The 12,312-nt window shown below is 34.0% G+C and carries 8 protein-coding genes; 7 read left to right on the top strand and 1 reads right to left on the bottom strand.

Annotated elements, in window-relative coordinates:
* The first annotated feature begins 22 nt into the window (after positions 1–22).
* From GA0061080_RS00595 to pmrB, 5 genes are all read left to right on the top strand, one after another.
* Positions 23–670 (top strand): hypothetical protein, encoded by a 648-nt coding sequence (locus GA0061080_RS00595; protein ID WP_091119278.1) that lies wholly within the window; start codon positions 23–25, stop codon positions 668–670.
* A gap of 97 nt (positions 671–767) precedes the next feature.
* Entirely contained in the window at positions 768–2,816 is a 2,049-nt protein-coding gene (locus GA0061080_RS00590) for a hypothetical protein (protein ID WP_439330209.1), read from the top strand.
* A 114-nt stretch (positions 2,817–2,930) separates the two neighbouring features.
* Positions 2,931–7,874 (top strand): DNA repair ATPase, encoded by a 4,944-nt coding sequence (locus GA0061080_RS00585; RefSeq protein ID WP_091119270.1) that lies wholly within the window; start codon positions 2,931–2,933, stop codon positions 7,872–7,874.
* Between the two features lie 288 nt (positions 7,875–8,162).
* A complete protein-coding gene (gene pmrA / locus GA0061080_RS00580) occupies positions 8,163–8,825 on the top strand; it encodes a two-component system response regulator PmrA (protein WP_091119266.1) in 663 nt (220 codons plus the stop codon).
* 105 nt (positions 8,826–8,930) lie between these two features.
* Positions 8,931–9,962 carry a two-component system sensor histidine kinase PmrB gene (pmrB, locus tag GA0061080_RS00575; protein WP_245174421.1) on the top strand — a complete coding sequence of 344 codons (1,032 nt, stop codon included), beginning with the start codon at positions 8,931–8,933 and terminating at the stop codon, positions 9,960–9,962.
* Here the strand turns inward: pmrB and GA0061080_RS00570 are convergent.
* On the bottom strand, positions 9,931–10,551 hold the full coding sequence (locus GA0061080_RS00570; protein WP_091119259.1) for a YrbL family protein: 621 nt from the start codon (positions 10,549–10,551) through the stop codon (positions 9,931–9,933). The two genes, pmrB and GA0061080_RS00570, sit on opposite strands and share 32 nt — an antisense overlap.
* 275 nt (positions 10,552–10,826) lie before the next feature.
* Here GA0061080_RS00570 and rplM point away from each other — a divergent pair, with 275 nt between their 5' ends.
* Positions 10,827–11,255, top strand: a complete 429-nt coding sequence (rplM, locus tag GA0061080_RS00565) for a 50S ribosomal protein L13 (protein WP_065566227.1) — start codon at positions 10,827–10,829, stop codon at positions 11,253–11,255.
* Positions 11,256–11,267: 12 nt separating this feature from the next.
* Complete coding sequence (rpsI, locus tag GA0061080_RS00560) at positions 11,268–11,660, top strand: 30S ribosomal protein S9 (protein WP_091119255.1); 393 nt, start codon at positions 11,268–11,270, stop codon at positions 11,658–11,660.
* The last annotated feature ends 652 nt before the right edge of the window (positions 11,661–12,312 follow it).

Below are 12,312 nucleotides of genomic sequence, written 5' to 3'. Positions count from 1 at the left end.
ATATGAGTGTAAAGGAAATATAATGGAGTTTTTCTGGGGGATATTTTTTTCTTTTCCCGTTGTTATCTTTAGCGCCTTACTAACACTTTGTGTTCTGTATTGGTTAGTTGCTGCAATTGGTATTTTAAGTATTGATTGCTTAGATATAGCAATTAACTTAGATGATATAGCTGCTGATATGCCTTCTTCAGGATTTGGTGGTTTATTATTAAAGTTTGGTTTTAATGAAGTGCCAATGACATTAGTTATCACCTCAATTTCTTTTTTCGGATGGGCAATTACTTATTTTTGTTTTCGGCTCTTTATTTTACCTTTACATGATTTTATTTTATTTTATTTTTTTGTTGGGGCATTCGTTTTTGTTATTGCGCTAATTGCCGCTGTTTACCTTACTGCATTTGTCATAAAACCTATACGTCCTATATTTAAAAAACTAAGTATAACTAATGATTACAAGTCGCTATTGGGACAAATTGTTGAAATACGATCTAGTATCGTAAATGAAATAAAAGGAGAAGCAATTTATGAAGATGGTGGAGCAGGACTAATTTTACAAGTTAGAGGGAATAAAACGTATCAATTTAAACGTGGAGATAAAGCAGTATTACTGCGATATGATACAACCAATAATTGTTACGAAATCATTAGCATTGAAGAGTTTAACGGATAATTAGAATTAATTTTTTGGAGAATAGTAAATTATGTCTATAAATACTGATACAGTAATATTTTTTCTTATAACAGTAGGAATTATCTTTTTAGTTATAATGGGATTTTTCTTATTATTTAAAGCTTTTTATATTAAGGTTCCTCAAGGTACAGCGCTTATCGTTAATGATATGACCTCAAAACCTAAAGTTCATTTTACAGGTGCTTTAGTTTATCCTGTAATTTATAAAAAAGAATTTATGAAAATTTCATTAATTACTTTTGATGTAGAACGCCGAGGAAAAGATGGTTTAATTTGTAAAGATAATTTGCGAGCAGATATTTGTGTCGCTTTTTATCTTCGTGTTAATGAAACTACTGAAGATGTTTTAAAAGTTGCAAAATCAATTGGTGTAGATAGAGCATCAGATCAAAAAGCTGTAAGTTCGCTATTTAGCGCAAAATTCTCAGAAGCGTTAAAAACTGTAGGTAAGCAATTTGAATTAGCCAAGCTATTTGAAGATCGTATGAATTTTCGTGAACGTATTATTGATGTTATCGGAAAGGATCTTAATGGTTATGCGTTAGAAGATGTTGCTATTGATTATTTAGAACAAACTCCAATAAAATCACTTGATCCAGATAATATTTTTGATGCTGAAGGGATAAACAAAATTACTTCTATTACTGCCGTTCATAAAGATGAAACGAACAAACGTGAAAGAGATCTTGAATTAGCATTAAAGAAAAAAGATACCGAAACTATTGAAGCAAAATTAGAACTTGAGCGTCAACAAGCCGATGCTGAAGCTCGCCAAAATCGTGAGATCGAAACAATTCGTGCTCGAGAAAAAGCAGAAACATTAAAGGTACAAGAAGAAGAACGTTTAAAGGCTGAGCAAGCAAGGATTCAGTCTCAACAAGAAATTGAAGTGCGTGAAGAAAACCGTTTACGTGAAGTTGAAGTTGCACAACAAAATCGTTTGCGAGCTATTGCTATTGAGGAAGAACGAGTCGAAAGAGCACGTTCACTAGAAATTGTTGCTCGTGAACGTGAAGTTGAATTACAACGTATTGAAAAAGATAAAGTTCTAGAAGAAGAAAAGAAACAGATCGCTAATGTTATTCGTGAGCGTGTGGCGGTTGAGAAAACAGTTGCAATTGAAGAAGAAAATATCAAGGAAGTGCGTGAAGTATCTAAAGCTGATCGTGAAAAACAAACAACCATTATTGAGGCAGAAGCAAGAGCTGAACAAGAACTAGTTAAGCAAGTAAAGCAAGCAGAAGCAGATGAGCAATCATCTAAACATCGTGCAATTGAAATTAGCACAATGGCACAAGCAGAACTTGAAGCTGCAGCTAAACAAGCTGAAGCAAAAAAACAATTAGCTCAAGGTATTGAAGCAGAAGAAGCGGCAATTGGTTTAGCTGAAGCTAAAGTTCGTAAAGCACGAGCTGAAGCAGAAGAAAAAGAAGGGTTAGTAAAAGCTAATATTACAGCAGAAACCCTACTTGCTGAAGCAAAAGGTAATCAAGAAAAAGGCTTATCAGAAGCCAAGGTCATTGAAGCGAAAGCAATAGCGACCGAAAAACAAGGCTTAACTGAAGCTAAAGTACTTGAAGAAAAGCTATCTGCTCAAGCTCGTGGTGATGAAAGAATCGGTTTTGCTAAAGCAGCTGCAACAAAAGAGCAAGGACTTGCAGAAGCACTAGTCATTCGTGAACGCTTAACAGCAGAAGCAAATGGTTTAGTCGAAAAATTCCAAGCGATGGCAACAATGAGCGAACAATCTCAACATCATGAAGAGTTTCGTTTGGCACTTGAAAAAGGCTTTGAACAAGCCATGGCTGCAATTGCTGCTAATAAAGAAATCGCCAGAGAACAAGCCGATGTGCTTGCTGCAGCATTTAGTAAAGCAAATATCGAAATTGTTGGTGGTAATGATAACTTCTTTAATAGCTTTTCTAAGGCAATTAGTGTTGGTAAAGCCATTGAAGGAACTGTGAACCAAAGTCCTGTTTTGCAATCTGCATTACAATCAGTATTATCACGTTTATCAGGTAACAAAAATATTGATTTAAAAGAAACTTTGAAAAATACTGACTTAAAAGCACTAGCTAAACAATTTTTACCATCAGATAGCAACCAAGAAAATAATGGTCAATAATCTGATATTTCTTAATAATTCTTAATTCGAATTATGACTATCAACAGTCTTCGGTAGATTTAATATTTCTACTGAAGACAATGACCTTTCTGTATAATGATCAATGAGTTTAAAATGGCAGAAATAGAACAAGAAAATCAACAACAAACAATACTTGATAAAGCCGTTGCCGAAGGTGGCGCTTATGAAATTCTTCGCAAACGTTTAACATCGCTTGGGCAGGAACTTAACCAAAAAGTAGAAACACTAAACCAAAAAAGACTTTCTGAATTTGGTAAAAGTGACATGTCAATTATTAGCCGTATTCGAATAAGAACTGAAAATAATTGCATAGCAAGAGATATCGTCCGTTTTGGTGATTGGTTATTGTTTGGATATAACGTTTTTATGGGTTTAAAAAAAGAAACCAAAATTGAAGACGTTTTTTCGCTTTATCAACTAAACGAACGTGACGGTAATTATGAAGCGGATCCTGTTGATATTTCTAATACCTTTTTAAATATTGATCGTTTTGTTCAAGATTTTAATGAGCTATATACTTATTATAAAAATGCGCAATTATTACAACTTGTAGAGCGGGATGGAAAGTTACTTGCTAGTTTTCAAATTGGTGAACGAGTTAGTGATATTCGCGTTTTTCGTTGGTCTATTTCAAGTGATAAAAAAACCATTAATTATATTGATAATCGTGGTGAGCGTGATATTGCCTTGCCTCCTGCTTATGATTTTGAATGGATCGAAACCACGCGTGAAAATATCGTTAATGGTCGATTCCCACATATCAATATATTAGATACTGTTTTTGTTGAAACAATTGGCGGTGATTTAACCATAAAATGTGAAAATAATACCAACGATGGCCTAGGTATTTATCACGAAGATGTTATAGATAAAAATCAATCCGTTAATGATGCTAAAATAGAGTATGCTAAAGTAGGATCATTAATTCTATTAAAGGTCTTACCTTACCGCGAAGATAAGTGGCGGTATTTAGTTTATAATACATTAACACAATCAGTTCAAAGAATTGACTTTATAGGTCAAGCTTGTATTCAGTTACCAGATGATCATGGCATTATTTTTCCTGGTGGTTACTATTTACAAAATGGTGAGTATAAAACCTTTGATCAATCAATGTCAGGAATGCGTTTTCGACGTATTAGGCGTTCGCCCAATGGTGAAGATGTTTTATACATATTTTATGATCCAACTTCTGGTCGTTTAGCATTATTTAACTACAATATGATTGAACGAAAACTGGATAATCCTATTTTAGGTCATGGTTATGCAGTTTTTGAAGATGGTAGAATGGTCGTTTTTGAGGGTGAAAGCAATGAACCAACTCGAGTCCACCCAATGCAAATTTGGCAAACTCCATTTTATAGTGATGAATTTGCAGCAAAACAACCAACAAATAATAGTTTTTTAGGTAAAATTGGTAATGCTGAGCTAGTTAGAGGGATTTCAGATCTCTATTTTATTGCTCGTGAAATTGATAATCAGTCAGTATCATCACAACTATATAGTAAATTAGCTGAAGATACTAAACGTCTTTTCGATACTTATTTTTGGCTAAATGATGAACAAAATTTACCTTTTCTTCCCATTTTGCGTAATATTTCACAGACAAGTGAATTAGTTCTAGATGAGTATGAAAAAGTTGAAAGCATACGCCGGCAATCAGACAGTGCTATGCGTGAAGCCATTTCAAACCAACAAGATCTGTTAACAAAACTTTATCCTGATAGTTGGAAAGAAACTCAAGAATATGTTGATGCGCTTAATGCAATCAAAATGCAATTAGGCAGCCTTGTCACGTTAAGAACTTACCGTTATATCGATTTAAATCAAATTGATATAATGGAAAATGAATTGAAAGAACGCCAATCTATTGTTTCTTTAGCTACAGCAAAATTTTTAGGTAGTGAACAAGCCTTACAGCCATTTATATCAAAAATTGATGATATTGAAAATGATATTGCTAAAGCAGAATCAGCTGTAAAACTTAGTGAGCCAACAAAAATGGCTAATGATATGTCTAATGATTTAGATATGCTATCCCAATTAATGGCATCATTAAAATTTGATGATGTTACATTACAGACTAAAATCATTGAGTCTATCGCTGAAGTTTACGCTAAGCTAAACCAAACAAAAGCAAGAATTAATCAAAAACGAAAAAATTTTTCTAGTGTTGAAATGGTCGCCCAATTTGGCGCTCAATTCAAACTATTTAATCAAAGTATTGCTAATGCATTAGGTCTAGCGACAACACCTGAAAAATGTGATGATGAACTTTCTCGGCTTTTAGTTCAATTAGAAGAACTTGAAAATCAATTTAGTGAAAATGAAGAATTTTTAAATGATATCTTAACAAAACGCGAAGAGATACTAGAATCATTTGAAACGCACAAACAGGCACTATTAGAAGACCGAACCAGACGTAGTGAAGCACTGCTTACCGCAGCACAACGAATTTTAGATAGCATCCCAAGAAGAACGGCAAAGTTTTCAGATCAAACCGAACTCAATGCTTTCTTTGTAGCGGATCCTTTAGCCCAAAAGATTCGTGAAATTGTCGAAAAATTAAGGGCACTGTTTGATAATGTAAAAGCTGATGATATCGAATCCCGTTTTAAAAGTGCACGAGATCAAGCAATACGCTCTTTACGTGATAAATCGGAGATTTTTGAATCAGGTGGAAATGTTATAAAACTCGGTCCAAGACATAAGTTTAGTGTTAATACTCAAGAGCTTGATCTAACTATTGTACCTAAAGAAAACCACCTATATTTACAACTAACGGGTACCGATTATCAAGAAAAAATAGAGCACCCTAAACTAGAAAGTTATAAGCCATTTTGGACTATGTCATTAGAATCCGAATCGCCTACAGTTTATCGTGCAGAATATCTTGCTTATTCAATCATTAATTCAGCATTAAAAAAAGAGCATGAATTGAGTTATGCTCTTTTGGTAACTCAATTAAGCCAACCTGAGCTTTTAAGTAAAACAGTTCGCGATTATGCTGCAATACGATACCGCGAAGGTTATGAAAAAGGTATTCATGATCATGACGCTACCAAAATTCTAACAAAACTCATTCCTCTTGGTGAAATAGCAGGGCTACTCCGTTATAATCCTTTAGCACGTAGTTTAGCTATGCTTTATTGGCATTATAACCACAAAAATGATATTGCTAAGTTATGGCCTGAACGCGCAAAAACCTGTATGGATATTTATTCACTATTTGGTCATGAAGAAGGTTTAAAAAATCTACGTACAGAAATATCAGATCAACTAAACTTATTTTTACAAAAATACCCAATACAACATGAACACTATCATATAAAGCAGGCTTCAGAATATTTAAGTTATGTATTAGCTCAAACTCCACAGCAATTTACATTAAGTAAATATAGCCTGACATTGTTTGAGGGATTAAAAACACAGCTAGAGCAATCCCACATGTGGGGGGATTTTAATCAATCGCAAACAAACCTAATGACACGCCTAGCCGACCGTTGGAACTTAATTGAAAGTTGGTTTAAAGGACTATGTACACTACCTCAGTACCAAAAATTCGCAGCTTATATTGCTGAAGCTACTATGCAATGCATATTAGATAAAGAAAATAGCATAACAACTACAGTTAGCGAAATTGATTTGGATATTACGGTTAGTGATCTATTAGGTGAACATCCAAGCATTAAACAAGGGGTGCTAAATATAAATCTAGATGACTTCTTTAGTCGTATGCGTAAACAATCACGTGTGATCATTCCTGAATTTCAGCATTACCAAACGCTTCGTCAAGAAGTTTTAGAAGAGCAGCGAAACTATTTACACCTTGAAGAATTTAAAGCAAAACCATTAAGTTCATTTGTACGTAATAAACTCATTAACCAAGTCTATCTACCAATCATTGGTGACAATTTAGCAAAACAAATGGGTACCGTCGGAGAAAGTCGCCGTACTGATTTAATGGGATTATTATTACTCATTTCACCTCCTGGTTATGGTAAAACCACTTTGATGGAATATGTGGCTAATCGTCTGGGATTAATTTTTATGAAAATTAATGGACCAGCATTAGGCCATAGCGTGTTATCTTTTGATCCTGATCAAGCACCAAATGCGACGGCTCGCCAAGAACTTGAAAAGCTTAACTTAGCACTTGAAATGGGTAATAACGTTATGCTTTATCTTGATGATATCCAACATACCAACCCTGAATTTTTACAAAAATTTATTTCACTTTGCGATGGTTCTAGGCGTATTGAAGGGGTTTGGAAAGGCAAAACTAAAACGTATGATCTTCGAGGCAAAAAATTCTGTGTCATTATGGCTGGTAACCCTTACACCGAGTCAGGTGAAGTTTTTAAAATTCCTGACATGTTAGCTAACCGTGCTGATATTTATAACTTAGGTGAAGTACTAGGGGGCATGGATGAAGTTTTTGCATCAAGCTATATTGAAAACTGTTTAACGTCCAATTCAATTTTATCACCACTTGCATTGCGTGATCTAAATGATCTGTATAAATTTATTGATTATGCAAAAGGTAAACCATTAAATACAAATGAGCTCAGTTATGCTTATAGCCAAGCTGAAATTAGTGAAATTGTTGCCGTCTTACGTCATTTATTGACGGTTCGTGAAGTCGTATTTAAAGTCAATCAACAATATATTATTAGTGCTGCGCAATCAGATAAATACCGAACTGAACCACCATTTAAATTACAAGGCAGTTATCGAAACATGAATAAACTTGCTGAAAAAATATCTTCGGTAATGAATGATCAAGAACTCAATCAAATCATTGAAGATCATTATCTTGGTGAAGCACAATTACTTACAAATGGCGCTGAAGAAAATTTACTAAAATTAGCAGAAATTCGTGATGTATTAACCAAAGAGCAAAGTAAACGTTGGCAACAAATTAAAGCCGACTTTATGCGCAACAAAAGGCTTGGTGGAGATGAAGCTAATACTGGTATTCAAATAGTTACACAGCTTGCTGATTTAGTACAAAGTGTACAAGCATTAAAGTTATAAAAAGCTTTCGGTAGGGATTTAAGGTGTCAGTCACGCCTTTGTGCATCATTTGTTGAGGTTGGCACTTTTACTATTTTGAGTAACATGATGAATTTTAAATGATAATGTAGTTTAATTGTAGGAATTGCTAGCCTTGCTTACAGTGATTTGAGAAATTATGGTAATGAATATATATAGAAATAATAATCATTACCGATTTAACTAAACTGTAGATATACAAAATAAAATATATGATAAACAGTTGCGCATTTTGAGTCGTTTTAACATCCACATTAAGGTTAATCATCAATGAAGATATTAATTGTTGAAGATGATAGTTTGCTACAAAAAGGACTATACGATGGCATAACATCAAGTGGTTATGTCTGTGAAATTGCTTCAAATGGTAAACAAGCGGAGGATTATATTCAATTTGGGCAATTTAGTTTAATTATTTTAGATTTAGGCTTACCAGATTGTGATGGTCTGGATCTGTTGATCCGTTGGCGAAAAAATAACATATCAATCCCTGTACTGATTTTAACAGCCCGCGATACGATAGAAGATAGAGTTGAAGGCTTAGATAACGGTGCTGATGATTACTTAATCAAACCTTTTTCCTTAACCGAATTATTAGCCAGAGTGAGAGCGTTAATTCGTCGAGATCAAGGATCTGCTGATAATCTTATTAGTTATGGCCCCATTACTATTGATATTAAGCATCAAAACGTAATGCTTAATAATCAAGAAGTACTATTAACACCCAAAGAGTTTATTGTACTGTCTCGATTGATGCTAAAAGCGGGTGAAAAGGTACACCGAGATTTATTGCAAAACGATCTTTATGATTGGCAAAGTGATCCTAGTTCCAATGTCCTTGAAGTATATATACACGGGTTACGCAATAAATTAGGGAAAAATTTGATTCATACAGTACGAGGCTATGGTTATCAACTTAATGATAAATATTGATAAGCTAATTAATTTAGATTAGACAATTAAACTATGATTTCAAAATCATTTAATAATATACGTTACAGCATTCGTTGGAACCTTTTCTTTACTTTAGGTTTTATTATGTTGTTTTGTCAGATTATTACCGTTCTTTGGTTATGGCATGAAAGTAAAGAGCAAATTGATGTATTGGTTAATTTAACACTGAGCCAAAATAAAATTGATGAAGTTGTTGAAAAAGAAGAGTTAGAAGCCATTTTTGTTTTATTTTTTTCTGCTTTCTCAATGATGTTAGTCACACTGTTTTTAGCTTACCAAGCCATCAAACGAATCACAAAACCACTCGAGATTTTGGAAAAAAATCTTAATCAACGTACTGAAGAAAACCTAAAACCCATTGAGCCAATTAGTAATATGGGGGAGATTAAATCGATTACATCAGTATTGAATAACCTTTTTGTTAGGTTGAATAATACATTAATTCAAGAACGCCTTTTTACTGCTGATGTGGCGCACGAAATGAGGACACCTTTAGCAGGTATTCGTTTGCATCTAGAATTGTTAGAAAATAAAAATAATATTGATTGCACAGAGTTAATTGATCGTATAGATCGATTAGTCAGTACTGTAGAGCAGCTATTAATGCTTGCTCGAGCTAGTCAAAAGTTTACTGTAGGACAGTATCAACATATTAATTTTTATGATGACATTATGATTCCTCTGTCTGATGAACTAACAGAATTGATTTCAAAAAAACAGCAACAGCTTCAATGGTATTTGATTGATAAAGCGCTTATTTTTAATGGTGATGCAACCTTAATAAGGCTATTAGTTCGTAATTTAGTCGAAAATAGTTATCGCTACAGTCCTGAGAACACTAAAATAGTAGTAAGTTGTTATCAAGATAAAAAAGACATCGTTATTACGGTGGAAGATGAAGGTAAGGGGATTGATGAATCTAAAAGTGAGCAGCTGACACAAGCTTTTTTTCGTATGGATCGTAAGCATAATGGTATTGGGCTTGGGTTAAGTATTGTTAACCGTATAGCTAAGCTACATCATGGCCTATTTACTTTGAAAAATAGACCTGATATTACGAAAGGAGCTATTGCACAATTTCGAATTATTGATTCAGATCGTCAACTAAACGAGTGATCAAATGGTTGTTGCTATTTTCTTTAATTATTGATATTAAAAAACGTTGCCAAGTTCGTTCAATTTTAGCTTTAGCAAAAAATGGAATGTAATTGGCAATAGGAATTAAGGTTGAGTTACCAATATTATCAATAATAACTAAACGACTTTTTTCAGCACTTAAGTGTTGAAATAAAATATTTTTGCTTTTTATTGTCATTGTAATAATGCGGTCTTTCAATAAAGCTGATTTTAGCGTTTTTAACGCTAGCAATAAATCATCATAATATTGCTTAGTTAATTTTTTATCAGCGAGGTATTTTTCAAGCGGTATAGCTATTTCACCAGTATAATCTCGTATAAGTTCAAAAACATGGCCTTTACCATAACTAGTGGAAACTGGGCCGTAATATTTTGCTAGCGCATCAAATGACACATTGCGTTTAATCAGGTGTTTATAATAGGATATTTCTCGATTTGTTTCCTCTTCGGCACCAACATTATAATTTACTTTGATACACTTACTAGGATCATTAGGATAATGATAACACTTTCGATGTAATCCTTTGCTAATATAACCTTCTTCTGAAAGTTGAATTGTATTGCTCATTTATTAAAATAATTTGTTATTCAATGTTATTTTTTAGTTTATCAGTAAGTACTCTTTCTTGCTATGATTTTTTCTTTTTTACTCTAGCGCTTTTGTATTATTTCTGTATAATATTGCAACCCACGTTACGACAATGTTTTCCCAACGTTGTTTGCGGTTGTCGATATTAATATAACCACTCGAAGGGGTGAGTTGACTAATTGATACAATCAAAAAGTGTAAATAAATCAAAAGATTTATTAACGTGAGATTAATTTAAAATTGGATAATTACGAATGAGTACTTTTTCAGCTAAACCAGAAACAGTAAAACGCGACTGGTATGTTGTTGATGCAGCAGGTAAAACGTTAGGTCGTTTAGCTACTGAAATCGCAAGCCGTTTGCGTGGTAAACACAAAGCAGAATATACACCACATGTTGATACAGGTGATTATATTATCGTTATCAATGCAGAAAAAGTTGCTGTAACAGGCAAAAAACGTACTGATAAGATCTATTATCGTCATACTGGTTACATCGGTGGACTTAAAGAAGCGACTTTTAAAGAAATGATTGAACGTCATCCTGAACAAGTCATCGAAATTGCTGTAAAAGGCATGTTACCGAAAGGTCCTCTTGGTCGTGCAATGTACCGTAAACTTAAAGTTTATGCTGGTAATGAGCACAATCATGCGGCACAACAACCGCAAGTGTTAGATATTTAAGGGGGATAAAAGATGGCTGATAATCAATATTACGGTACAGGTCGCCGCAAAAGTTCTGCTGCTCGTGTATTTATCAAACCAGGTAGTGGTAACATTGTTATTAACAAACGTTCATTAGAGCAATACTTTGGTCGTGATACTGCTCGTATGATTGTTATGCAACCATTAGAGTTAGTTGAAATGACTGACAAACTTGATCTTTACATCACAGTTAAAGGTGGTGGTATTTCAGGTCAAGCTGGTGCGATTCGTCACGGTATTACTCGTGCATTAATGGAATATGACGAAACTTTACGCTCTGCATTACGTCAAGCAGGTTTTGTTACTCGTGATGCACGTCAAGTTGAACGTAAAAAAGTGGGTCTACGCAAAGCTCGTCGTCGTCCACAATTCAGCAAACGATAAGTGCGACAAGGTCGTGCTTACCAGGCCTAAAATATTGATTTTTATCAATATTTTAGGTGGACATTTAGGGTTGAAAGCCCTAAGTGTCTCTACACAGTATCTAAGTAGGACATTATATACAGTGTCCGAAAGGATACTGTATATAACCTACCAAAGGTACAGTTGGTACTATAATCTAGTTGAGATAAATCAACTATTATAGAAAACTAACTCTCTTTTGACAATTCAATTTAAACACATCTGATAAATTCTGATACTTTCCAACAGGATGCAATAGATATTATTGTAATCGTAGAAGGAGAGGAGAGAATTCCAATCAGCATATAGTTTAAGCTGAAATTGATGAAGTGTGTGTAGTGATAAGTGCAAAAGCTGTTATTATCATTGTTGAATCAGGATTGCAGTAGTATAAGCAAGAATGAGAGTTCAACCTGTTATATGGCTAACAGTAGTCTAGGGATAGTGCGAGACTGGCAACGGTCTGGTGCGGAGCTTCCTGACAATGTACCCCCTTGAGGAATATGTAGTAGCTCAAACTTAATCTGACAGACACATATTACTCATCAGCTTTCATTTTAACAAAATGCGTGTCCGATGAGCAAAATAAATTCTCCAATTGCTTTTCCTTAACCAACCCCTTTGCATCATTCCA

Source organism: Gilliamella intestini, from assembly GCF_900094935.1.
Classification (GTDB): Bacteria; Pseudomonadota; Gammaproteobacteria; order Enterobacterales; family Orbaceae; genus Gilliamella; species Gilliamella intestini.
The sequence above is the reverse complement of the archived record's forward strand: the minus strand, read 5'-3'. Positions and strand labels throughout refer to the sequence as shown.